Annotated in this window: 20 protein-coding genes; 12 read left to right on the forward strand and 8 right to left on the reverse strand. The window is 61.0% G+C overall.

Annotation, left to right across the window (positions count from 1 at the left end):
- Positions 1 to 109: 109 nt before the first annotated feature.
- On the reverse strand, positions 110 to 997 hold the full coding sequence (locus CEC48_RS08190; RefSeq protein WP_088423280.1) for a 3-keto-5-aminohexanoate cleavage protein: 888 nt from the start codon (positions 995 to 997) through the stop codon (positions 110 to 112).
- Positions 998 to 1,070: 73 nt separating this feature from the next.
- Positions 1,071 to 2,015 (reverse strand): choline ABC transporter substrate-binding protein, encoded by a 945-nt coding sequence (locus CEC48_RS08195; protein WP_088423281.1) that lies wholly within the window; start codon positions 2,013 to 2,015, stop codon positions 1,071 to 1,073.
- Between the two features lie 206 nt (positions 2,016 to 2,221).
- Here CEC48_RS08195 and CEC48_RS08200 point away from each other — a divergent pair, with 206 nt between their 5' ends.
- A complete protein-coding gene (locus CEC48_RS08200) occupies positions 2,222 to 3,166 on the forward strand; it encodes a GlxA family transcriptional regulator (RefSeq protein ID WP_088423282.1) in 945 nt (314 codons plus the stop codon).
- A 138-nt stretch (positions 3,167 to 3,304) separates the two neighbouring features.
- Here CEC48_RS08200 and CEC48_RS08210 read toward each other — a convergent pair whose 3' ends face one another.
- Complete coding sequence (locus tag CEC48_RS08210) at positions 3,305 to 3,721, reverse strand: DUF3010 family protein (protein WP_088423284.1); 417 nt, start codon at positions 3,719 to 3,721, stop codon at positions 3,305 to 3,307.
- A 38-nt stretch (positions 3,722 to 3,759) separates the two neighbouring features.
- Positions 3,760 to 4,959, reverse strand: a complete 1,200-nt coding sequence (locus tag CEC48_RS08215) for an MFS transporter (protein ID WP_256579682.1) — start codon at positions 4,957 to 4,959, stop codon at positions 3,760 to 3,762.
- 197 nt (positions 4,960 to 5,156) lie between these two features.
- Between CEC48_RS08215 and CEC48_RS08220 the strand changes: the two genes are divergently transcribed.
- Together CEC48_RS08220 and CEC48_RS08225 are read left to right on the forward strand one after the other, a co-directional pair.
- Entirely contained in the window at positions 5,157 to 5,453 is a 297-nt protein-coding gene (locus CEC48_RS08220; protein ID WP_088423286.1) for a helix-turn-helix transcriptional regulator, read from the forward strand.
- A complete protein-coding gene (locus CEC48_RS08225) occupies positions 5,450 to 6,688 on the forward strand; it encodes a type II toxin-antitoxin system HipA family toxin (RefSeq protein WP_088423287.1) in 1,239 nt (412 codons plus the stop codon). The genes CEC48_RS08220 and CEC48_RS08225 overlap by 4 nt, the downstream gene beginning before the upstream one ends.
- Before the next feature lie 3 nt (positions 6,689 to 6,691).
- On the opposite strand, the gene CEC48_RS08230 is transcribed toward CEC48_RS08225, so the two are convergent.
- Complete coding sequence (locus CEC48_RS08230; RefSeq protein WP_088423288.1) at positions 6,692 to 7,093, reverse strand: lysozyme inhibitor LprI family protein; 402 nt, start codon at positions 7,091 to 7,093, stop codon at positions 6,692 to 6,694.
- A gap of 219 nt (positions 7,094 to 7,312) precedes the next feature.
- Between CEC48_RS08230 and CEC48_RS08235 the strand changes: the two genes are divergently transcribed.
- The 6 genes from CEC48_RS08235 to CEC48_RS08260 all read left to right on the forward strand — a co-directional run bounded on the left by CEC48_RS08235 (position 7,313) and on the right by CEC48_RS08260 (position 14,976).
- The gene (locus tag CEC48_RS08235) at positions 7,313 to 8,290 is read left to right on the forward strand and encodes a dipeptidase (RefSeq protein ID WP_003216932.1); all 978 of its coding nucleotides are present in this window, start codon (positions 7,313 to 7,315) and stop codon (positions 8,288 to 8,290) included.
- A gap of 79 nt (positions 8,291 to 8,369) precedes the next feature.
- Entirely contained in the window at positions 8,370 to 8,900 is a 531-nt protein-coding gene (locus CEC48_RS08240; protein ID WP_088423289.1) for a DUF5943 domain-containing protein, read from the forward strand.
- Positions 8,901 to 8,915: 15 nt separating this feature from the next.
- Entirely contained in the window at positions 8,916 to 10,976 is a 2,061-nt protein-coding gene (gene dgcA / locus CEC48_RS08245; RefSeq protein ID WP_088423290.1) for a dimethylglycine demethylation protein DgcA, read from the forward strand.
- Positions 10,977 to 11,025: 49 nt separating this feature from the next.
- On the forward strand, positions 11,026 to 12,972 hold the full coding sequence (gene dgcB / locus CEC48_RS08250; protein WP_088423291.1) for a dimethylglycine demethylation protein DgcB: 1,947 nt from the start codon (positions 11,026 to 11,028) through the stop codon (positions 12,970 to 12,972).
- Entirely contained in the window at positions 12,969 to 14,195 is a 1,227-nt protein-coding gene (locus CEC48_RS08255) for an electron transfer flavoprotein subunit alpha/FixB family protein (RefSeq protein ID WP_088423292.1), read from the forward strand. Before dgcB ends, CEC48_RS08255 begins: the two co-directional genes overlap by 4 nt.
- Positions 14,196 to 14,205: 10 nt before the next feature.
- Positions 14,206 to 14,976, forward strand: coding sequence for an electron transfer flavoprotein subunit beta (locus tag CEC48_RS08260; RefSeq protein WP_088423293.1), 771 nt, complete (start codon positions 14,206 to 14,208; stop codon positions 14,974 to 14,976).
- Positions 14,977 to 15,777: 801 nt separating this feature from the next.
- On the opposite strand, the gene gbcA is transcribed toward CEC48_RS08260, so the two are convergent.
- Positions 15,778 to 17,073 (reverse strand): glycine-betaine demethylase subunit GbcA, encoded by a 1,296-nt coding sequence (gbcA, locus tag CEC48_RS08265; RefSeq protein ID WP_088423294.1) that lies wholly within the window; start codon positions 17,071 to 17,073, stop codon positions 15,778 to 15,780.
- A 283-nt stretch (positions 17,074 to 17,356) separates the two neighbouring features.
- Here gbcA and gbcB point away from each other — a divergent pair, with 283 nt between their 5' ends.
- Entirely contained in the window at positions 17,357 to 18,457 is a 1,101-nt protein-coding gene (gbcB, locus tag CEC48_RS08275; RefSeq protein ID WP_088423296.1) for a glycine-betaine demethylase subunit GbcB, read from the forward strand.
- Between the two features lie 103 nt (positions 18,458 to 18,560).
- Here the strand turns inward: gbcB and CEC48_RS08280 are convergent, their stop codons facing one another.
- Both CEC48_RS08280 and CEC48_RS08285 read right to left on the reverse strand, forming a co-directional pair.
- Positions 18,561 to 18,761 (reverse strand): hypothetical protein, encoded by a 201-nt coding sequence (locus CEC48_RS08280; protein ID WP_088423297.1) that lies wholly within the window; start codon positions 18,759 to 18,761, stop codon positions 18,561 to 18,563.
- A gap of 194 nt (positions 18,762 to 18,955) precedes the next feature.
- Positions 18,956 to 19,996, reverse strand: coding sequence for a low specificity L-threonine aldolase (locus tag CEC48_RS08285; RefSeq protein WP_088423298.1), 1,041 nt, complete (start codon positions 19,994 to 19,996; stop codon positions 18,956 to 18,958).
- Between the two features lie 90 nt (positions 19,997 to 20,086).
- Here CEC48_RS08285 and CEC48_RS08290 point away from each other — a divergent pair, with 90 nt between their 5' ends.
- Together CEC48_RS08290 and glyA are read left to right on the forward strand one after the other, a co-directional pair.
- Entirely contained in the window at positions 20,087 to 20,815 is a 729-nt protein-coding gene (locus CEC48_RS08290) for a TraX family protein (protein ID WP_088423299.1), read from the forward strand.
- A gap of 257 nt (positions 20,816 to 21,072) precedes the next feature.
- The gene (gene glyA / locus CEC48_RS08295) at positions 21,073 to 22,326 is read left to right on the forward strand and encodes a serine hydroxymethyltransferase (RefSeq protein ID WP_088423300.1); all 1,254 of its coding nucleotides are present in this window, start codon (positions 21,073 to 21,075) and stop codon (positions 22,324 to 22,326) included.
- The last annotated feature ends 16 nt before the right edge of the window (positions 22,327 to 22,342 follow it).

Below are 22,342 nucleotides of genomic sequence, written 5' to 3' on the forward strand. Positions count from 1 at the left end.
CGCGAATGCGGTGTATCAGTTGATGCATTCGGTGACTGGTTCACCGCATTCGCGAGCAAGCCCGCTCCCACATTTGATTCGGTTCCGGCAGGGAGTCGTGCGGTGCGCCTTAGCCGCGCTTGGTCAGGCCCATCTTCACGCGGCCTTCGGCAGGGGTCATAACCCGTGCACCCAAGCGGCTGAGGATCTCGCTGGCGCGTTCCACCAACTGGCCGTTGGTCGCCAGCACGCCCTTGTCCAGCCACAGGTTGTCTTCCAGGCCGACCCGCACGTTGCCGCCCAGCAGCACCGCTTGCGCCGCCATCGGCATCTGCATGCGACCAATGCCGAAGCCGGCCCACACGGCGTCTGCCGGCAGGTTGTCGACCATGGCTTTCATGGTGGTGGTGTCGGCCGGCGCGCCCCACGGGATGCCCAGGCACAGCTGGAACAGCGGGTTGTCGAGCAAGCCTTCCTTGATCATCTGCTTGGCGAACCACAGGTGACCGGTGTCGAAAATTTCAAGCTCAGGCTTAACGCCCAGCTCTTGAATACGTTTGGCGCCAGCGCGCAGTTGCGCCGGGGTGGAGACATAAATGGTGTCGCCATCACCGAAGTTCAGGGTGCCGCAATCGAGGGTGCAGATTTCCGGCAGCAGCTCTTCCACGTGGGCCAGGCGGGTCAGCGGGCCGACCAGGTCGGTGTTGGGGCCGAACTCCATGGGGTTTTCACCACCACCGATTTCCAGGTCGCCACCCATGCCGGCGGTGAGGTTGACGATGATGTCGACGTCCGCCTCGCGGATGCGCTCCATCACTTCGCGGTACAGCGCCACGTCGCGGCTGAACTTGCCGGTTTCGGGGTCACGTACGTGGCAATGCACCACGGTGGCACCGGCTTTGGCAGCTTCCACCGCGGCGGCGGCGATTTGTTTGGGGGTGACCGGCACGTGAGGGCTTCTGGCGGTCGTGTCGCCAGCACCGGTGAGTGCGCAGGTGATGATGACGTCGTGGTTCATGAGGCAGGTTCCTTACAGGCGTGGTGATGCCGTTCGCAGCCAGGCGCGGCTGCGAAACGGTTATTCAAAAAGGTTATTTGCTGGTCAATTGCAGGTTGGCGGCGGCCGGTTTGCCGTCGAAGGTGGTCACGCCTTCCAGCCAGCGCTGCTGGTCTTGCGGGTGGTCCTTGAGCCATTGCTTGGCCGATTCCAAAGCGTCCTTGTGATCCAGCAGCGGCTGCATCATTCGGCTCTCGTCGGCGGCGGTGAAGGTCAGGTTGCTGAGCAATTTGTGCACGTTGGGGCATTGCTCGGCGTAGGTCGGTGCGGTGACGGACCACACGGTGGCCATGCCTTCGTTCGGGCCCAGTGCATCATCGCTGCCGGTGAGGTAAGTCATCGCCACGTTGACGTTCATCGGGTGCGGCGCCCAGCCGAAGAACACCACGGCCTCTTTGCGGCGCACGGCGCGGTCCACGGCGGCGAGCATGCCGGCCTCGCTGGATTCCACCAGCTGGAACTTGCCCAGGCCAAACTGATTCTTGGCGATCATCGCCTTGATCTGGGTATTGGCGCCCGAGCCGGGCTCGATCCCATAGATCTTGCCGCCCAGTTCTTTTTCAAACTTGGCGATATCGGCGAAAGTCTTCAGGCCTTTGTCGGCCAGGTAAGTCGGCACCGCCAATGTCGCGCGGGCGTCTTCCAGTGATGGCTTGTCGAGCACCTTGACCTGTTTGGCGTCGACAAACGGGGTGATGGTCTGGGTCATCAGCGGGTTCCAGTAGCCCAGGAACATGTCCAGGCGCTGGTCGCGGATCCCGGCAAAGATGATTTGCTGGGACGCGCTGGTTTGTTTGGTCTTGTAGCCGAGGCCGTCGAGCAACACTTGGGTCATGGCGCTGGTGGCGATTACGTCGGTCCAGTTCACTACGCCCATGCGCACGTTCTGGCAAGAAGCCGCATCGGCGGCCATCACGTTGGTGCTCAAAATGGCGCTGGCGCTGAGTGCGAGCACGCAGCGGCTGATCAGTCGGTTCATGGTGGTTCCCTCGGCAGGTTGTTATTGTGGGTTTCGGCGTCTTTGTGCACCGTGTGGCCGTCTTGCAGGTTTAAGCTACGCAGCTTGAGAGCGAACAAAACGCACGGCGGCGACCCGCTTTTGCACTGCAGCGACCTGCCCCCTTGAATGACCGATTGAACTGGCGTATCACAGTGACCACGCTGTCTGTCCTACGAGAGCGCTCCATGTCCCAGGATTTCTACTTTCTGCTGATGCCGGGTTTCTCCGCCATCGGCTTTATCTCTGCAATCGAACCGCTGCGCGTCGCCAATCGCTTTCGTGGCGAACTGTATCGCTGGCACGTATTGAGTGCCGACGGCGGCGCGGTGCTGGCGAGCAATGGCATGTCGGTCAATGCTGACGCGGCGCTGGAGCCCTTGAAGAAGGGCGCGACCCTATTGGTGGTGGCCGGCTTCGAACCGCTGAAGTTCGCCACACCTGCGCTGGAACACTGGCTGCGCCGCCTCGATCACGACGGCGTGACCCTGGGCGCCATCGACACCGGCGCCTGCGTGCTCGCCGAAGCGGGCCTGCTCGATGGCCACCGCCTGACTCTGCACTGGGAAGCCATCGACGCCTTCAAGGAGTCTTATCCACAGCTGACGGTGACCCAGGAACTGTTCGAGATCGACCGCCGGCGCATCACCTCGGCGGGCGGCACCGCTTCCATCGACCTGATGCTCGACCTGATCGGCCAGGCTCACGGGCCGGAGTTGGCGATCCAGGTGTCCGAGCAATTTGTGCTCGGCCGCATCCGCCCGCGCAAAGACCACCAACGCATGCAGATCGCCACGCGCTACGGCATCAACAACAAAAAGTTGGTGCAGGTGATCGGCGAGATGGAGCAGCACACCGAACCGCCGCTGAGCACCCTGGCGCTGGCGGAAGCGATCAAGGTCACGCGGCGGCAGTTGGAGCGGTTGTTTCGGCTGCACCTGAACGACACACCGAGTAATTTCTACCTGGGCTTGCGCCTGGAGAAAGCCCGGCAGCTGTTGCGCCAGACCGACAGGAGCGTGCTGGAAGTGAGCATCGCCTGCGGGTTTGAGTCGCCGTCGTATTTCACCCGCAGTTACCGGGCGAGGTTTGCCAAGTGCCCGAGGGAGGATCGGCGACGGGAAGCGGTGTGAGCACCGCTCTCGAGAACAACGCAGATCAAATGTGGGAGCGGGCTTGCTCGCGAAAGCGGTGGATCAGCCACCGAATGCATCAACGGATACACCGCATTCGCGAGCAAGCCCGCTCCCACAGTGGATGTGTGGTGTGGCTTATTTCTTCAGCAGCGCCGAGCACGCGGCCTTGAAGGCCTCATGCTGATATTTGTTCAGCGTCGCGGGCACATCAAAATTGTGTTTTTTGTTCTGCGCATTGATGGTCTGCGGCGACAGCAGCGTCACCTCAACACCGTCCAGCAGCTGAAACACCCCTTCAATCTTGAACGTGGTCGGGCCACCGGCGAATTCGCCTTTCTTGCTGCGCTTCTTGATGGCGATGCGGGTGATCGCGTTGTCCCGCACAAACGCACTCACTTGAGCGGCGAAGGCCTTGACGTTGGCCGCCTCATCGTCGTCTTCCAGGGCAATTTTCTTGGTGGCCAGGGCAACGTGGCTCAACGCCTGGCCGTCCAGTGAGGCGACGGCGATGATGGCTTCGCTGCCTTTGATTTCGATGCCGCAGATAGTCATGGGGTCGCCTTGGAAAAGTGGAGAAGGCGCGAATGGTATCAGGCCCGACCCGGTTCGCGCGTTCTGGCCATCAGGCTCAGGCACGCTGCCGCCAGGGCCAGCGCCGTCACCAGCGCACCCACCAGCGGGGTGATTTCCAGGCTGCCCTTGGCGATCACCACGCCGCCCAGCGCCGCGCCCAAGGCGACGCCCAGGTGCATGGCCGAGGTATTGATCCCCACATTGGCTTCACCGGATTCGGGCGCAGTGTGCAGCAAGTAGTTCTGCACCACCGGCGAGATGGTCCAGCTCAACGCCATCCACAACGCGTACAGCGCCAGGAAACTCGCCAGCGAACCGATGGCCCATGGCAGCAACGCCATGACCAGGGTGAACAGCGCCGGGATCAACACCAGCGCACGCTTGAACCCCAGCCGGTCCGACAGCCAGCCGCCGCAAAAACCACCGCTGATGGCCGCGATGCCGAAGAACACATAGAGATAACTCAAGGAAACGCCGTGGATACCCATGGTCTGTTGCACGTAGGGCGCCAGGTAAGCGAACAGCACAAAATGCCCGGTCAACAGCAAGACCGACACCAGTTGCGCCAACAGCAGCCTGGGAATCACCAACTGCCGGCAGTAATCACGCAACGAGGTGGGCGGGCGGCTGGCGAATGTCGGCAGGCTCAGGCGCAATAGCGCGGCGATCACCACCGCCAGCAGCGCCAGCAGCAGAAACGGCGCACGCCAGCTCAGGGACTCGCTCACGGCGATGCCCAGCGGAATCCCCAGCACCAGCGAGCCGCTGATGCCCATGAACACAATGCCGATCGCCCGCCCCCGCAGGCGTGCGTCCACCAGCGAAGCCGAGAGGGTCGACGCCAGCACCACCACCAGCGCACAACTGGCCGCGCTGATGATGCGACAGACCAGCAGCATCCAATAATTCACCGCCAGCCCGGAGCCCAGGTTGCCCACCGCAAAGGTCAGCAACGCGGCAATCAGCAGGGAGCGCCGTTCAATCCGCGACGTCAGCGACAGCAACGGCGCGGCGCACAGGGCAAAGGTCAGGGAAAACACCGCCGTCAGCTGCCCGGCCGCACTCAGGGTGACGCCCAGTTCCCGGGACAGCAGCGGCAGAATCCCGCCCACCAGGTTTTCATCGATACCGGCGACGAAGGCGGCGAGGGCGAGGAGGTAGATGCGTGGGTTCATGGGGCGGCATTGGTAGAAATGGGCGCTGATCATGGCGGGCATGGTGATTGACTGGCAAGTCAACAAAATTGCTCGGGGCCGGACCGGAAGGGAAAGATGCAGAGAAATAATTAATGATAAGGGATAAAATCTTGTCCGTTATTCTAATTATTTCGTGATTATGGATAATCTGTTATCCATTATAGTTTTATTATTTTTATCGTTGCTACACTTGCTCACACTCCACCGGAAGTCGAACCATGGCCCTTACTCATATCCTCTACGCCCCTGGTGAGATCGCCCTGCAGATCGCCGGCAACGCCAAAGCGCTTCGGTTGAGTAAAAACCTTTCTCGACGGGCACTGGCGACCAAATCCGGGGTGCCCGAGTCCACGATCAAGCGTTTCGAGACAACCGGTAAGGTTTCCCTGGATGCGCTGTTATTGATTGCGATGAGCCTGGGCGTCGGCGAGCAACTGGCGCAGTTGTTCAGCGCGCCAGCACCGGCCAGCCTTCAAGAACTGAAAAATCACACCAGGCTTCGAGGTCGTCAATGAAACCGGTCACTGCGCTCCACGTCATGTTGCAAGGTTCCCGGGTGGGTGAGTTGGTCGATATCCCCCGTAAAGGCCTGTATTTCTCCTATGACCCGAGCTGGCTGTTGAAGGGGTTCAATTTGGCGCCCCTGCACATGGAGTTTTCATCAAGGCCCCAGTTGGCTGCGGACACCACGCTGTTCAATGGGCTGCATGGTGCTTTCAGCGACTCCCTGCCCGATGGTTGGGGGTTGCTGCTGATGGATCGTTTCTTTCGCCGCTCAATGGCGATTGAGCGGCATGCGTTGGGACCTTTGGACCGATTGGCCTACATGGGCGACCGGAGCATGGGAGCATTGGAATACGTGCCTATGTTCGAAAAGGATCCCGATCAGACGGCCCTGGATCTGGCCTCTCTCTACCAGGCCTCCCAGGACGTTCTGTCGGGTGAGACCTGTGAAGTGATTGAATCATTGCGTTTCGCCGGTGGTTCCCCCGGCGGTGCCCGTCCCAAGGCGGTCATCGGGCTGTCGCCTGACAAGTCCCGGGCCATTTCTTCATTTGGTGAGATGCCGGATGGATACGAACACTGGCTGATCAAATTCCGCAGCCAGGACGAGCATCGCGACAGCGGCGCGATCGAGCAGGTTTACGCAATCACGGCTCGCAGTGCCGGCGTCGAAATTTCCGCCTCGGACGTGTTAGAGGTCCCGACACCGACAGGCATTGAGCGTTTCTTTGTCACTCGCCGTTTTGACCGTGACAGCGCCACCCGGCGGCATATGCTGACAGCCGCTGCGATTCTGTACGCAGACTTCCGCATGCCTAGCCTGGATTACGGCGACCTGTTGCGCCTCTCATTCGCGATTACCCAGGATGCCAGCCAGGTACAGAAAATGGCGCGGCTGATGGTGTTCAACGCGCTTGCCCACAACCGGGACGATCACGCCAAAAACTTCTCGTTCTTTGGCGCAGCCAATGGCTGGCAGATGGCGCCGGCGTACGACCTGACATTTTCCAGCACCAGTGGTCGCGGCAACGAGCACACCACAGCGTTTGCAGGCGCCGGCCACCCGACACGCAAGGTGATCATCGAAGTCTGCAAGCCATTCAGCTTTCTGGAGCCTGAGCTTTACATCGAGCAGACCCTGGACGCGTTATCGCAATGGAATCAGCACTGTGCCGACTTCGAGGTCGATAAGGTCCAGCGGGAAAAAGTGCTGCTGACGCTTAACTCGGTATGGAAAGACTTCTAACGCTTATTCCTGCCCAATCGACTCCAAAAACTCCGACCGTTCATCGCTCATCCGCGCCAAACAGTCATTCTGCTCAATCGCATACGCCTTGCTTCCCGCCACCGCCGGGAAGGTATCCACGGCGCAATCCGCGTCGCGCAGTTTTTCCCACTTCTGCTGGGCATCCTTCAGACGAGCGGTAATGTCCGCCAGCTGCGTCTTGTTGCTGCCATAGGTCGAACCCATGCGTTCCAGCAGCCCCTGGTAGTTATCCTTGAGCAGTTGCTCGGCGGTGGTTTTGTTGTAGGTGGCGCATTCCAGGGTTTGCTTGTCGTTCTCGATGCCATCGCAGGGCGTGTTGTCGGTGTCTTCAGCCGCGTGCACGCCGGTTGCGATGAGTGCCAAAGCCAGGAAAATCGATTTCATTGCGCCGTCTCATATCAGTTGATGAGCAAATTCTGGCTCAAGCGTAAGACAAAGAACAGACACCCGTCAGAGATGTCATGTTGGCCTTTGTCGCGGATTGACGCTTTCGGCAATTCCCTTGTCGTTTTTGCACCCGGCTCCTTCTGCCCCGGGGCATATGCTGGCCCCAAAGCGCCGGCAGACGATTCGGCGCATGAATTGCCAATAAGGGGACGCCTGATGAGCCCAGCCGAATTGCACGCCGACAGCATCGTTATCGACGGGCTGATCATTGCCAAGTGGAACCGCGACCTGTTCGAAGACATGCGCAAGGGTGGCCTCACCGCTGCCAACTGCACCGTGTCGGTATGGGAAGGGTTCCAGGCCACCATTAACAACATCGTGGCCAGCCAGACCCTGATCCGCGAAAACAGCGACCTGGTGATTCCGGTGAAAACCACCGCCGATATCCGTCGCGCCAAGGAACAGGGCAAGACCGGCATCATCTTCGGCTTCCAGAACGCCCATGCGTTTGAAGACCAGCTCGGCTACGTCGAGATCTTCAAACAGCTCGGTGTTGGCGTGGTGCAGATGTGCTACAACACCCAGAACCTGGTGGGCACCGGCTGCTACGAGCGCGATGGCGGCCTGTCGGGCTTCGGTCGTGAGGTCGTCGCCGAGATGAACCGCGTCGGCATCATGTGCGACCTGTCCCACGTGGGCTCCAAGACCAGCGAAGAAGTCATCCTCGAATCGAAAAAGCCGGTGTGCTACTCCCACTGCCTGCCTTCAGGCCTTAAAGAGCACCCGCGCAACAAGTCTGATGAAGAGCTGAAATTCATCGCCGACCACGGTGGTTTTGTCGGCGTGACCATGTTCGCGCCGTTCCTGGCCAAGGGCATCGATTCGACCATCGACGACTACGCCGAAGCCATCGAATACACCATGAACATCGTGGGCGAAGACGCCATCGGTATTGGCACCGACTTCACCCAGGGCCATGGCCAGGATTTCTTCGAAATGCTGACCCACGACAAGGGCTACGCCCGCCGCCTGACCAGCTTCGGCAAGATCATCAACCCACTGGGCATCCGCACCGTGGGCGAGTTCCCCAACCTCACCGAGACCCTGCTCAAGCGCGGCCATCCTGAGCGTGTGGTGCGTAAGATCATGGGCGAGAACTGGGTCAACGTCTTGAAAGACGTTTGGGGCGAATAAGCCACTGCATCCTCTGAATCCTTTCCCGCTGCCGTCCGCGCAGCGGGCAATAAACCGAATTGTTTGGAGTTAAGTTTCCATGGCCAAGATCGCCCCTCAATTGCCTATCGAAGTCGACAGCGAAACCGGTGTCTGGACCTCTGACGCCCTGCCGATGCTGTACGTACCGCGCCATTTCTTCGTCAACAACCACATGGGCATCGAAGAGGTTTTGGGTGCCGACGCCTACGCCGAAATCCTCTACAAGGCCGGCTACAAATCTGCCTGGCACTGGTGTGAAAAAGAAGCGGAATGCCACGGCCTGGAAGGCGTCGCGGTGTTCGAACACTACATGAAGCGCCTGTCGCAACGCGGCTGGGGCCTGTTCAAGATCCAGGACATCGACCTCGACAAAGGCACCGCCAGCGTCAAGCTCGAACACTCGGCGTTCGTGTATGTATACGGCAAGGTCGGGCGCAAGGTCGACTACATGTTCACTGGCTGGTTTGCCGGTGCGATGGACCAGATCCTCGAAGCCCGCGGCAGCAAGATCCGCACCGTTGCGCAGCAGGTCTATGGCGGCTCCGAAGAGGGCCACGACGACGGCCTGTTCACCGTCCAGCCGTTGTAAGTCGAGGACCCTGCCATGGCTTTCGAAGCAATGTTTGCGCCGATCCAGATCGGCAAACTGACCATCCGCAACCGCGTGCTCAGTACCGCCCACGCCGAGGTGTATGCCACCGACGGCGGCATGACCACCGACCGCTATGTGAAGTACTACGAAGAGAAAGCCAAGGGCGGGATCGGCCTGGCAATCTGCGGCGGTTCTTCCAGTGTCGCCATCGACAGCCCGCAAGGCTGGTGGAAATCAGTGAACCTGGCGGATGACCGGATCATCCCGCACTTCCAGAACCTGGCCGATGCCATGCATAAGCATGGCGCCAAGATCATGATCCAGATTACCCACATGGGCCGTCGCTCGCGCTGGGACGGCGAGCATTGGCCTACGCTGCTGTCGCCGTCGGGCATCCGCGAGCCGGTGCACCGCGCGACTTGCAAAACCATCGAGCCGGAAGAAATCTGGCGGGTGATCGGCAACTACGCCAGCGCTGCGGCGCGCGCCAAGGCGGGTGGCCTGGACGGCGTGGAACTGTCGGCGGTGCACCAGCACATGATCGACCAGTTCTGGAGCCCACGGGTCAACAAGCGTACTGATGAATGGGGCGGCAGCTTCGAAAACCGCATGCGTTTTGGCCTGGAAGTATTGAAGGCTGTACGCAAGGAAGTCGGCCCGGATTTCTGCGTCGGCATCCGTTTGTGCGGCGATGAATTCCACCCGGACGGCTTGTCCCACGAGGACATGAAACAGATCGCCAAGTACTACGACGACACCGGCATGCTCGACTTTATCGGCGTGGTCGGCTCGGGTTGCGACACCCACAACACCCTGGCCAACGTTATCCCGAACATGAGTTATCCACCGGAGCCCTTCCTGCACTTGGCGGCCGGCATCAAGGAAGTGGTCAAGGCCCCGGTGCTGCACGCGCAGAACATCAAGGACCCGAACCAGGCGACCCGCATCCTGGAAGGCGGCTACGTGGACATGGTCGGCATGACCCGCGCCCACATCGCCGACCCGCACCTGATCGCCAAGATCAAGATGGGCCAGATCGACCAGATCAAACAGTGCGTCGGCGCCAACTACTGCATCGACCGCCAGTACCAAGGGCTGGACGTGCTGTGCATCCAGAACGCCGCCACGTCCCGTGAGTACATGGGCGTGCCGCACATCATCGAGAAATCCACCGGGCCCAAACGCAAAGTCGTTGTGGTGGGTGCCGGCCCTGCCGGGATGGAAGCGGCGCGGGTTGCCGCTGAACGTGGCCACGACGTGACGCTGTTGGAGAAGAAAGAATTTATCGGCGGGCAAATCACTACCGCATCGAAAGCCCCGCAGCGTGACCAGATTGCCGGGATCACCCGCTGGTTCCAGCTGGAGCTGGCGCGCCTGAACGTCGACCTGCGCCTGGGCGTGGCGGCGGACGCGGCGACCATCCTGGACCTGCGCCCGGACGTGGTAGTGCTGGCGGTGGGCGGTCATCCGTTCCTGGAACAGAACGAACACTGGGGCGCGGCGGAAGGCCTGGTGGTCAGCAGCTGGGATGTGCTCGACGGCAAGGTGGCGCCAGGCAAGAACGTGCTGGTGTACGACACCATCTGCGAATTCACCGGCATGTCGGTGGCGGACTTCCTTGCGGACAAGGGCAGCCAGGTCGAGATCGTCACCGACGACATCAAGCCGGGCGTGGCCATCGGCGGCACGTCGTTCCCGACGTACTACCGCAGCATGTACCCCAAGGAAGTGATCATGACCGGCGACATGATGCTGGAAAAGGTCTACCGCGAAGGCGACAAGCTGGTGGCGGTGCTGGAGAACGAATACACCGGCGCCAAGGAAGAGCGGGTGGTCGATCAAGTGGTGGTCGAGAACGGCGTGCGTCCGGATGAAGAGATCTACTACGGGCTCAAGGAAGGTTCGCGCAACAAGGGCCAGATGGACATCGAAGCCCTGTTCGCGATCAAGCCGCAGCCTTGCCTGAGCGAGCCGGGTGAAGGGTACTTGCTGTTCCGCATTGGTGACTGTGTGGCCCAGCGTAATACCCACGCCGCCATCTACGACGCCCTGCGCTTGTGCAAGGATTTCTGACCCGACACCGAACCACTGTGGGCTCGGTCAAAAATGTGGGAGCTTCACCATGTTGAACACCTTGCTTCCTATTCTCTTGTTTGCCGCCCTGGGCCTTGCTGTCTTGGGTGCACTGCGGCGGGCAGCCATGTGGCGCCGCGGCCGCGCCTCCAAGGTCGACCTGATCGGCGGCCTGCTGGCCATGCCCAAGCGCTACATGGTCGACCTGCACCACGTGGTTGCCCGCGACAAATACATCGCCAACACCCACGTCGCCACCGCCCTGGGTTTTGTGCTCTCGGCGGCGCTGGCGATTCTGGTGCACGGTTTCGGCCTGCATAACCGCATCCTCGGCTATGCCTTGCTGCTGGCCTCGGTGCTGATGTTTGTCGGCGCCACGTTCGTCTATCTGCGCCGTCGCAACCCGCCTGCACGCCTGTCGAAAGGCCCGTGGATGCGCCTGCCGAAAAGCCTGATGGCGTTCTCGGTGAGCTTCTTCCTGGTGACCTTGCCGGTGGCCGGGATTCTGCCTGCGGACTTCGGCGGCTGGCTGCTCGCCGCCTTGCTGAGTGTGGGCGTGCTGTGGGGCGTGTCCGAAATGTTCTTCGGCATGACCTGGGGCGGCCCGATGAAACACGCCTTCGCCGGGGCCTTGCACCTGGCCTGGCACCGCCGCGCCGAGCGTTTCGGTGGTGGCCGTTCCACCGGCTTGAAGCCTCTGGACCTCGCCGACAAAACCGCGCCACTGGGCGTGGAAAAACCGGTGGATTTTACCTGGAACCAACTGCTCGGCTTCGACGCCTGCGTGCAGTGCGGCAAGTGCGAAGCCGCGTGCCCGGCGTTCGCCGCCGGCCAGCCGCTGAACCCGAAAAAACTTATCCAGGACATGGTCGTCGGCCTGGCCGGTGGCACCGACGCCAAGTTCGCCGGCAGCCCTTACCCTGGCAAGGCTATCGGCGAACACAGCGGCAACCCGCACCAGCCGATCGTCAACGGCCTGGTGGGCGCTGAAACCCTGTGGTCGTGCACCACCTGCCGCGCCTGCGTGGAAGAGTGCCCGATGATGATCGAGCACGTAGACGCCATCGTCGACATGCGCCGCCACCTCACCCTGGAAAAAGGCGCCACCCCGAACAAGGGCGCCGAAGTCCTGGAAAACCTGATCGCCACCGACAACCCGGGCGGTTTCGCACCGGGCGGGCGGATGAACTGGGCGGCGGATTTGAACCTGCCCTTGCTCAGTGACAAGCAAACTGTCGACGTGCTGTTCTGGGTCGGCGATGGCGCCTTCGACATGCGCAACCAGCGCACCCTGCGTTCGTTCGTCAAAGTGCTGATAGCCGCCAAGGTCGACTTCGCGGTACTGGGCCTTGAAGAACGCGACAGCGGCGACGTGGCCCGGCGCCTTGGCGATGAAGCCACCTTCCAACTGCTGGCCGCGCGCAATATCCAGACCCTGGCCAAGTACAGCTTCAAGCGCATCGTCACCTGCGACCCCCACAGTTTCCACGTGCTGAAAAACGAATACGGCGCCTTCGACGGCAACTATTTCGTGCAGCACCACAGCACCTACATGGCCGAGCTGATCGACGCTGGCGCCTTGAACCTGGGCCAGCACAAAGGCAACAGCGTGACCTATCACGACCCGTGCTACCTGGGCCGCTACAACGGCGAATACGAAGCACCGCGCCAAGTGCTGCGGGCGCTGGGGATTGAGGTCAAGGAGATGCAACGTTCCGGTTTCCGTTCCCGTTGCTGCGGTGGCGGTGGCGGGGCGCCGATCACGGATATCCCCGGCAAGCAGCGGATTCCCGATATGCGCATGGAAGACATCCGCGAAACCGGCGCCGAGCTGGTGGCCGTGGGTTGTCCACAGTGCACGGCGATGCTTGAAGGTGTAGTTGAACCGCGTCCGTTGATCAAAGACATCGCCGAGTTGGTGGCTGACGCGTTGCTCGAAGACGCTGCGCCAGCCAAGACCCCGATCAAGCGTGAACCTGCGCAGGTGCATATATGAGCGACATTATCCGCCGCGACCCACGGGCCGAATGGATCGCCCGTAACCGGCTGCATCCGCTGCACGCGGCGATGCAGCCGGTGCAACAAAGCTGGATGGGGCCTAACGGCGTCATCCGCAAGAACGTACATGGCGTCGGTTTTATCGGGCCCAATGGCATCAAGCGTATCGACCGCAGCGGCGCCCAGCAGGGCGGCGCGGCCAAGCGTTCGGCGGCGGTGGACGTGCAATTGCCGCTGCATCAGGTGGCGGCGCCTGCGTTCTACATCAACGTGGTGCCGGACATGGTCGGCGGCCGCTTGAGCAGCCACGACCGCGACCTGCTGGGCCTGGCCCGACAGTTGGCCGGCAACGACGGTGCGGTGCTGGCTGTGGTATTCGGTGAACACAAGGAAAACGCCTTCGCCACCGCCGGTGTTGACCGGCTGCTGGTGCTGGACGGCCACGCGTTCGACGGGTATTCACCGGAGCAACGGGTTCACGGCCTGCGGGCTGTGGATAACCAGTTCAACCCGCGCCATTGGTTGCTGCCGGACAGCCGCAGCGGCGGCGGCGGCGGGGAATTGGGCCGGCGCTTTGCCGCAAGCCTCAAGGAACGCCCGGCCACGCGGGTCTGGCAGATCAAGGGCCGGGAATGTATTGGCCGCGCAGGTGCCGGCCAGGAAGACCTCGCCCGGCCATTGCCACGGATGATTCTGGCGGCGGTGGAATGCGCCGAGCCCGTCAGCGAAACCCGTCATGAAGTGCTGCCGGTGGAGTTATCCACAAGCCTGGCGCGCAGCTTGCCGCGTATCGAGGATTTGGGCGCGGTGGCGGTGGACCCGGCGGCGATTCCCATGGCCGAAGCCGAATTTATTTTCTCCGGCGGCAACGGGGTCAAGGACTGGGCGCTGTTCCACCAGACCGCTGCCGCGTTGGGCGCTACCGAAGGCGCCTCGCGGGTGGCCGTGGACGACGGCTTCATGGCGCGTGATCGCCAGGTCGGCGCCAGCGGTACCTGGGTCACCGCGCGGGTTTACGTGGCGGTGGGGATTTCCGGGGCGATCCAGCACCTGCAAGGCATTGGTGCCTGCGACAAGGTGGTGGCGATCAACCTCGACCCGGGCTGCGACATGATCAAGCGTGCCGACCTGTCGGTGATCGGCGAAAGCGCCGCGATTCTGCAAGCCTTGATCGTTGCGGTCGAGGCCTACCGCCACGGCGCCAAGCGCGATGCGGCTTAAGGAAATGGCCATGACGACTACTGTAATCAGCCTGGTGTCCATCGGCGCCCACCCGACTTCGGGCCGCCCACGCCGCGCCGAGCAAGATGCCCGCGCTGTAGAGCTGGGCCTGCAACTGGCTGGGGATAACCTGCAGGTGCTGCACGCCGGCGACATCGCCGAACCGACCCTGCGCGCATACCTGGGCATGGGCTTGCCGCAGTTGCACGTGCTTGAACAACCGTCCGGCGCGGATGCCTTGCCGGTGCTCAGTGACTATCTGCGTGACGCTGGCGCCCAGGTGGTACTCACCGGCAGCCAGGCGGAAACCGGCGAAGGTTCGGGAATGTTGCCGTTCCTGCTGGCCGAGCAACTGGGCTGGCCGCTGATTGTTGGCCTGGCCCAGGTGGAAACTATCGAAGGCGGCGTGGCCCACGTGCTGCAAGCACTGCCACGTGGCCAGCGGCGGCGGCTGAAGGTGCGCCTGCCGTTCCTGGCCACGGTGGATAACGCGGCGCCCAAACCACGGCAAAGCGCCTACGGCCCGGCTCAGCGTGGGGTGCTGGAAGCTCACGACGTTGAGGTGCTGGAGGATGAGTTATTCACAGGCGCTGTGTTGCAGCCGGCCAAGCCACGGCCCAAGCGCCTCAAGGTGATCAAGGCCAAGAGCGGGGCGGATCGGATGAAGGCCGCAACGGCCAAGGCCAGTGGTGGCGGTGGGCAGGTGCTCAAGGGTGTTAGCCCGGAAGCAGGCGCTGAAGCCATTCTTAAGCTGCTCATAGAAGAAGGCGTAGTACGCTAATCCAGTGTGGCAGCGGGCTTGCTCGCGAATACGGTGAATCAGTCAATACATGTGCCGACTGAAACGCCGCCTTCGCGAGCAAGCCCGCTGCCACATTGTTTTGCGGCGCTTGTGGGGTTACCCACAATCCCTGTTCACCCACCTGTGGATAACCTGTTCGCGGCTGTCCACATCCCATGCAAATCAAGCCCTGCAGCCTGCTGTACGAAAAACAACCAACCTAACTGACGGTTTTTCCTTGGGTTTTTCTGTGGATAAGGAAAATACCCGGCGCAAACTTGCCCCCAAAGTCTGTTGGTGCTTCTGTGGATAAGATGTTCGCTATCCGCTGTAGGCCATACAAAACGTGGCTTGTGGTGCGTTGGTTGAAATTTGATCAATATCGCCTTTTCAGCTGGCTTTCGCTCTCAACGTCGCGATTTTGCTCAGTTTCAGCCGGTTTTCCACAGATAGACCAAAGTTGCCCCCAAAGTCTGTTGGCGCTTCTGTGGATAAGGTGTTTGCGTTCCTCTGTAACCCATACAGAACGTGGCTTTCAGGCTTTAGATTAAAAAACGATCAATGTGGGATAAAACCGGTCTCTTTGAATAAGTCACGGATTTTCTTGGTTTTATTTCGAGGGATAAGCGCAGTTGCCCACAATTGCTGTGGGTGGCTTTGTGGATAAGTTGTTGGGCAATCGCTGGAAGTCAGGGCGCCACTGGTCTGTCAGGGTGTTGGATGAATTATGTACAGCCATAAACTATTGTGGGAGCCGGGCAAGCTCGGCTCCCACATTTTGATCGGCAGCGTGTCAGCCGGTTACTCGTGTACGGCAACGCCTTTCAGATACGGCGCCGGCGCCGCCCCCAGGTTGCTCAGCATCCGCTCGCTGTACCAATCCACAAAGTTCACCACGCCAAACTCGTACGTCTTGGAGTACGGGCCTGGCTGGTACGCGGTGGAGTTGATGCCGCGCTGGTTCTCTTCGGCCAGGCGACGGTCCTGGTCGTTGGTGGCGTCCCACACTTTGCGCATGCGCTCGACGTCGTAGTCCACGCCTTCCACGGCGTCCTTGTGCACGATCCACTTGGTGGTGACCATGGTTTCCTGGGCACTGATTGGCCACACGGTGAACACGATGATGTGATCGCCCATGCAGTGGTTCCACGAGTGCGGCAGGTGCAGGATGCGCATTGAGCCCAGGTCCGGGTTCTTGATGCGGCCCATCAGCTTGTTGCAGCCTTGCTTGCCGTCGAGGGTCATCGACACGGTGCCCTTGAGCAGCGGCATGCGCACGATGCGGTTGCGCAGGCCGAAGCTGGCGTGGGCGTAAGGGATCTTCTCGGCGTCCCACGCGGCGGCGGAGGCGGCCACGTGGTCCTTGAACGCCTGGTCGGCCCGTGGGTCGGTGACGTCGTCCCATTCCAGCAGGGTTTTCAGCAGTTCCGGGTGCGACGCGTTGCAGTGGTAGCACTCACGGTTGTTTTCCAGCACCAGTTTCCAGTTGGCTTTTTCAAACAAGGTGGTGGTAATCGCCACCTTGGTGTTCTCCATGTCGTAGGGTTCCATGTAATGGCTCAGGGTCGACAGGAAGTCGTCGATGGCCGGCGGGTTCTGCGACAGGCTGATGAAAATGTAGCCACCGGCGGTCTTCACGTTCACCGGCTTTAGGCCGTACTGCTTCATGTCGAAGTCGGCGCCCATCTCGGTGCCGGCGAACAGCAGGCGGCCGTCCAGCTCGTATGTCCACTGGTGGTAATGGCAGACCAGCTTGGCGACCTTGCCCTTGTCGCTGGTGCACAGGCGCGAACCGCGATGGCGGCACACGTTATGGAACGCATGCACCACGCCGTCGGCGCCCCGGATCACGATGATCGGGTTCTTGCCTATTTGCAGGGTGATGTAGTTGCCCTTGGCGGGAATCTCGCAGGTCATACCGGCGATCAACCACTCTTTCAGGAAAATTTCCTGCATGTCGATATCGAACAGCCGCTCATCAGAGTAAAACGGCTGCGGCAGCGAAAAGGTGCGTTCGCGCTCTTGCAGCATTTGCGCGGTGGCCTTGCGTGCGGGTTCCAGCGGATCGCCCAAGCTTAAGGTTGCGGTGACGTCCATCGTGTGTGTCCTCATGGCCATTCTGTGTGGCCGGCGAAAAGTGGCTAATCAGGTTTTGCAGCAAGGCGTAAAGAAAGTGTCGTTGTTGGGAGCGAGTGTGGGGCCGGCGCAGGCCAGAACCTTATCCATGAGCGACATGGCCCACTCTGTTCCCGACGCGCAACCCCCGTGGTATGGGGGCTGGTCGCGATAAGTATGTGAATGTCGCAGATAGGTAAATGGCCGGTGTGCGCGTTACGCAGAATCGCCACCATAAGGCCGACACACGGCTACGGAGAACAGCATGTCCAACAGCTTCCTGAACCCGGTAACTACCCAGACCTGGGCCAATGGTCGGCACATCGTCCGTTGCGTCAAAGTCATCCAGGAAACCTGGGACGTGCGCACCTTCTGCTTTATGGCCGACCAGCCGATCCTGTTCTTTTTCAAGCCGGGGCAGTTTGTCACCCTGGAGCTGGAAATCGACGGCCAGCCGATCATGCGTTCCTACACCATTTCCAGCTCGCCGTCGGTGCCTTACAGCTTCTCGGTGACCATCAAGCGCGTGCCCGGCGGCAAGGTCTCCAACTGGCTGCACGACACGTTGCACGAAGGCCAGGAGCTGGCGGTGCACGGGCCGGTCGGTTTGTTCAACGCCATCGACTTCAGCAACCCGAAGGTCCTGTACCTGAGCGGTGGCGTCGGCATTACGCCGGTCATGTCCATGGCGCGCTGGTATTACGACACCAACGCCAACGTCGACATGACATTTATCCACAGCGCCCGCTCGCCAAAAGACATCATCTACCACCGCGAGCTGGAGCACATGGCATCGCGGATCGATAACTTCAGCCTGCACCTGATTTGCGAGAAGCACGGTCTGGGTGAGCCTTGGGCCGGTTATCGCGGTTACCTGAACCACAAGATGCTCGAACTGATGGTGCCGGACTTCCTTGAGCGGGAAGTCTTCTGCTGTGGCCCTACGCCGTACATGAATGCGGTGAAGCGCCTGCTGGAAGCCGCTGGCTTCGACATGAGCCGCTACCACGAGGAATCCTTCGGCGCGACGCCGCCGGAAGCCCGTGCGGATGCGGTGGAGCAAGCCGAACAAGCGGCGGATGCCCCGGAAATCGACCTGGCAGACCTGCACCAGGTGGAATTCATTGCCTCAGGCAAAAGCATTCGCGTGGCACCGGGCGAGACGGTGCACGCGGCGGCGGCCAAGCTTGGCCTGCTGATTCCGAAAGCCTGCGGGATGGGGATCTGCGGAACGTGCAAGGTGATGAAGCTCGGCGGGGAGGTCGAAATGGACCATAACGGCGGGATCACCGAGGAAGACGAAGCCGAGGGTTATATCCTCTCTTGCTGCAGCGTGCCGAAGGGCGACGTGCGTATAGAGTTTTAAGTGGGTAGTGATCGTTCCCACGCGGAGCGTGGGAACGATCATGGGGGCTTCAGCTTCGCGTCGAGGGTCATGAGTCTTCGACGCGAGCCTCAGGCGTTAAAGGTTATTGGGCGTAGATATGGATGACGAAATGCTGGCCTGATGCTGTCAATTCATAGACTTTATCGGTGACCCTCAGTGTCCTCGTCGGCTCGCTGATCGTGTCACCGACGTTCACGGTTTTTCTGAACTCATCCCAGTCGATAACCGTGGTGTGGACAGTGCCGTCGCCTTGCAGGTTGTTTTCGTAGCGTTGAACTTCCATGGTATTACCCTCTGCTGGATTTCCGTTTCCGGCCGATTGTTCGGCAGGTGGTTAGTCCCGAAAGGTGGCAGATACGTCTGCCGTTTCCTTCCGGGTTCCAAGAGGCTAGTCAATGAAAGTGGGGTATATGGCTGTCAGAAATATCAAAAAACAGTCTCGGCATTCCGCCAGTATCCGACGGCCTGATTCCTACCTCAGGCGCTCATCACTTCGCGAATATCAGCGGCTAATTCTCTGACGCGCTCTTCCTCGGTATCCCACGCACACATGAACCGCGCGCCGCCTTTACCGATGAAGGTATAGAACCGCCAGCCCTTGGCCGTCAGCGCGGCAATCGCCGGCTCCGACAGTTGCAGGAACACGCCGTTGGCCTGCACCGGGAACATCAATTCCACTCCAGGAATATCCGCCACCAGGCTGCTGAGCAATTGCGCGCAATGGTTGGCGTGGAGGGCGTGTTTGAGCCACGCGTCGTTTTCCAGCAAGCCTACCCACGGCGCGGAGAGGAAGCGCATCTTCGAGGCCAACTGCCCCGCCTGCTTGCAGCGGTAGTCGAAGTCTTCAGCCAGCTTGTGGTTGAAGAACAGGATCGCTTCACCTACAGCCATGCCGTTCTTGGTGCCGCCAAAACACAGCACGTCGACGCCGGCTTTCCAGGTCAGGTCGGCAGGCGAGCAGCCGAGGAATGCGCAGGCGTTGGAGAAACGCGCGCCGTCCATGTGCAGGTTCAGCCCCAGCTCTTTGCAGGTGACGCTGATGGCGCGGATTTCTTCCGGGGTGTACACGCTGCCGACTTCCGTGGCCTGGGTCAGGGTGACCACGCGAGGTTTTGGATAGTGGATGTCTTGACGCTTGAGGGCGATCTCGCGGATCGACTCCGGGGTCAGCTTGCCGTTTTCGGTGCGGGCGGTGAGCAGCTTGGAGCCGTTGGAGAAAAACTCCGGCGCGCCGCATTCGTCGGTTTCGACGTGGGCGGTTTCCGAGCAAATCACGCTATGGTAGCTCTGGCACAGTGATGACAGGGCCAGGGAGTTGGCGGCGGTGCCGTTGAAGGCGAAGAACACTTCGCAGTCGGTTTCGAACAGTTTGCGGAAACCGTCGGCGGCGCGGTGGGTCCATTCATCATCGCCGTAGGCGCGTTGATGGCCCTGGTTGGCGAGTTCCATGGCGGCCCAGGCTTCCGGGCAGATACCGGAATAGTTGTCGCTGGCGAATTGTTGGCTCTTGTCGGTCATGGCCCAGTCCTGTGGTCGATGTTGGTGCGCACTTTACCCAAGATTGTCGGGCGGGCGCACGCACTGTTAATGCAAAGTCATTGGGGAATTATGCACGGTTCTGAAAGCGTTCCTGTAAGCCGCGTCCGCGATGGCGCCCTGGATCTGCTCAAGTGGCTGGCGCTGCTGAGTATGGTGCTGGACCACCTGCGCTACGTCGGTTTGAGCCTGGACGGGCTGTATGTGCCGGGGCGCCTGGCGTTCCCGTGGTTTTGCCTGGCGATTGCGGCGAACCTGCACCGGGTCAAGGATGCGCCCGTTACCGGCCAGTGGCGCTATTTGGGCTGGCTGCTGCTGTTCAGTGTGATCAGTGAAGTGCCGTACCGGATGTTCATTGACGACGCCGACACGCTGAACGTGCTGCCGACCCTGGCGCTTGGGTTGCTGGTTGCGCGGGGATGGCAGCAGAAGGCGGCTGTTGATCGAGGATTGGCGTTAATCGCGCTGGTTTTGGCGGGGTTGTTTTCGGCGCATCTGATGTTCGGTTTCTTTGGCGTGCTGCTGCCGCTGGCGATGCTGTTGGTGTTTCGTCGGCCATGGTATTTCAGCTTGTTGCCGGGTGTGGTGTGCCTGGCGGCCAATCAATGGCAGATTCTGCTCAACAGCGGCACCCTCGTGGCCATGCTGGGATTGGCCACATGCCTGATAGCGCCACTGGCCGGATTGGTCTTGTTGCGACATGCCCGGCACGTGTCGCCGCCCGCCATGCGTCGCTGGGCGTATGCGCTCTATCCGGCGCATTTCTTACTGCTGCTACTCGTGCGCAAGATCATCGCCTAACCCCTGTGGGAGCGGGCTTGCTCGCGAAAGCGGTGTGTCAGGCTGCACCTATATTGGCTGGCCCACCGCATTCGCGAGCAAGCCCGCTCCCACATTTGTTCTGCGTCGTTCATCCGATGTCGTAAACGCACCTTTGCGTGGCGTCCGTAGGCATTTGGTCTATCTGCACCAGCCCTACCATCGCATCAAAGGGCCCCTCCGTCGTGCGGCGGCCCCAACAATACGATTGGCGCACCGCCGCCGCTGGGAGAGACGCGATGTTCAGCAAGCAAGACCAGATCCAGGGTTATGACGATGCACTGCTGGCGGCCATGAATGCCGAGGAGCAGCGCCAGGAAGATCATATCGAGCTGATCGCGTCAGAGAACTACACCAGCAAGCGCGTCATGGAAGCCCAGGGCAGCGGCCTCACCAACAAATACGCCGAAGGTTATCCGGGCAAGCGCTACTACGGTGGCTGCGAGCACGTCGATAAAGTTGAAGTGTTGGCCATCGAACGCGCCAAGCAGCTGTTCGGCGCCGATTACGCCAACGTGCAGCCGCACTCCGGTTCGTCCGCCAACAGCGCGGTGTACCTGGCGCTGCTGAACGCCGGTGACACCCTCCTCGGCATGAGCCTGGCCCACGGTGGCCACCTGACCCACGGCGCCAAAGTGTCGTCCTCGGGCAAACTCTACAACGCGGTGCAATACGGCATCGACACCGCCACCGGCCTGATCGACTACGACGAGGTCGAGCGCCTGGCCGTGGAACACAAGCCGAAGATGGTCGTGGCCGGTTTCTCCGCCTACTCCAAGACCCTGGACTTCCCGCGTTTTCGCCAGATCGCCGACAAGGTCGGTGCGCTGCTGTTCGTCGACATGGCCCACGTCGCCGGCCTGGTTGCCGCCGGTCTGTACCCGAACCCGCTGCCCTACGCCGATGTGGTCACCACCACCACCCACAAGACCCTGCGCGGTCCACGTGGCGGGCTGATCCTGGCCAGGTCCAACGAAGAAATTGAAAAGAAACTCAACTCTGCAGTATTCCCCGGCGCCCAGGGCGGCCCGCTGATGCACGTGATCGCCGGTAAGGCGGTGTGCTTCAAGGAAGCCCAGGAGCCGGGTTTCAAGGTTTATCAACAGCAAGTGATCGACAACGCCCAGGCCATGGCCGGCGTGTTTATCAAACGCGGCTACGATGTAGTGTCCGGCGGTACCGATAACCACTTGTTCCTGGTCAGCCTGATCCGTCAGGGCCTCACCGGTAAAGAGGCGGACGCTGCCCTCGGTCGCGCCCATATCACCGTCAACAAGAACGCCGTGCCCAACGACCCGCAGTCGCCGTTCGTGACCTCGGGCCTGCGCATCGGCACCCCGGCGGTGACCACACGTGGCTTCAAAGTGACCCAATGCCTGGAGCTGGCCGGCTGGATCTGCGACATCCTCGACAACCTCGGCGACGCCGATGTGGAGGCCAACGTCGCCAAGCATGTGGCCGCCCTGTGCGCTGATTTCCCGGTTTATCGCTGAGCGCGGTTTTGGAGTA

This window comes from Pseudomonas sp. K2I15, from assembly GCF_002204795.1.
GTDB lineage: Bacteria > Pseudomonadota > Gammaproteobacteria > Pseudomonadales > Pseudomonadaceae > Aquipseudomonas.

Bases quoted from the DNA above. Each gene is read 5' to 3' on its own strand.
- CEC48_RS08190 (WP_088423280.1), bottom strand. From the start codon at position 997: ATGAACCACGACGTCATCATCACCTGCGCACTCACCGGTGCTGGCGAC.
- CEC48_RS08195 (WP_088423281.1), bottom strand. From the start codon at position 2,015: ATGAACCGACTGATCAGCCGCTGCGTGCTCGCACTCAGCGCCAGCGCC.
- CEC48_RS08200 (WP_088423282.1), top strand. From the start codon at position 2,222: ATGTCCCAGGATTTCTACTTTCTGCTGATGCCGGGTTTCTCCGCCATC.
- CEC48_RS08210 (WP_088423284.1), bottom strand. From the start codon at position 3,721: ATGACTATCTGCGGCATCGAAATCAAAGGCAGCGAAGCCATCATCGCC.
- CEC48_RS08215 (WP_256579682.1), bottom strand. From the start codon at position 4,959: ATGCCCGCCATGATCAGCGCCCATTTCTACCAATGCCGCCCCATGAAC.
- CEC48_RS08220 (WP_088423286.1), top strand. From the start codon at position 5,157: ATGGCCCTTACTCATATCCTCTACGCCCCTGGTGAGATCGCCCTGCAG.
- CEC48_RS08225 (WP_088423287.1), top strand. From the start codon at position 5,450: ATGAAACCGGTCACTGCGCTCCACGTCATGTTGCAAGGTTCCCGGGTG.
- CEC48_RS08230 (WP_088423288.1), bottom strand. From the start codon at position 7,093: ATGAAATCGATTTTCCTGGCTTTGGCACTCATCGCAACCGGCGTGCAC.
- CEC48_RS08235 (WP_003216932.1), top strand. From the start codon at position 7,313: ATGAGCCCAGCCGAATTGCACGCCGACAGCATCGTTATCGACGGGCTG.
- CEC48_RS08240 (WP_088423289.1), top strand. From the start codon at position 8,370: ATGGCCAAGATCGCCCCTCAATTGCCTATCGAAGTCGACAGCGAAACC.
- dgcA (WP_088423290.1), top strand. From the start codon at position 8,916: ATGGCTTTCGAAGCAATGTTTGCGCCGATCCAGATCGGCAAACTGACC.
- dgcB (WP_088423291.1), top strand. From the start codon at position 11,026: ATGTTGAACACCTTGCTTCCTATTCTCTTGTTTGCCGCCCTGGGCCTT.
- CEC48_RS08255 (WP_088423292.1), top strand. From the start codon at position 12,969: ATGAGCGACATTATCCGCCGCGACCCACGGGCCGAATGGATCGCCCGT.
- CEC48_RS08260 (WP_088423293.1), top strand. From the start codon at position 14,206: ATGACGACTACTGTAATCAGCCTGGTGTCCATCGGCGCCCACCCGACT.
- gbcA (WP_088423294.1), bottom strand. From the start codon at position 17,073: ATGGACGTCACCGCAACCTTAAGCTTGGGCGATCCGCTGGAACCCGCA.
- gbcB (WP_088423296.1), top strand. From the start codon at position 17,357: ATGTCCAACAGCTTCCTGAACCCGGTAACTACCCAGACCTGGGCCAAT.
- CEC48_RS08280 (WP_088423297.1), bottom strand. From the start codon at position 18,761: ATGGAAGTTCAACGCTACGAAAACAACCTGCAAGGCGACGGCACTGTC.
- CEC48_RS08285 (WP_088423298.1), bottom strand. From the start codon at position 19,996: ATGACCGACAAGAGCCAACAATTCGCCAGCGACAACTATTCCGGTATC.
- CEC48_RS08290 (WP_088423299.1), top strand. From the start codon at position 20,087: ATGCACGGTTCTGAAAGCGTTCCTGTAAGCCGCGTCCGCGATGGCGCC.
- glyA (WP_088423300.1), top strand. From the start codon at position 21,073: ATGTTCAGCAAGCAAGACCAGATCCAGGGTTATGACGATGCACTGCTG.